General features: G+C 57.3%; 1 pseudogene. It reads right to left on the bottom strand.

The features are described from left to right. Window positions 1-250, bottom strand: a pseudogene (locus tag SM753_RS20455) (hypothetical protein); the annotation flags it as partial. Window positions 251-279: the final 29 nt, after the last annotated feature.

Genomic DNA, 279 nt, shown 5'->3' with positions numbered 1-279 from the left:
CGCCCTCCGGCGCAGCCGGCCCCGTCAAAGAATGATTGATCCGGTGATTCGCCAACCCACTCCCCGGATTATCACTCTGGCGCACGCGTGCACTCTCTACCCGATGGAACAACTCCGGATGGACCGCAATCATCCGCTCCTCGAACTGTCGGAGCAGCGCCCCCATCTGTGATTGAAATTCATCAACTAACCGCAGCTCTTTCACGTATCGGTCGTCCACCAACCCGTTCGAGACAATATCCTCACTCATGCATCCACCCAGTCACGCAGGTACTGTAG

Source organism: Halostella sp. PRR32 (assembly GCF_034808085.1).
GTDB lineage: Archaea > Halobacteriota > Halobacteria > Halobacteriales > Natronoarchaeaceae > Halostella > Halostella pelagica.
This window is presented reverse-complemented; position numbering and strand designations above follow the sequence as displayed.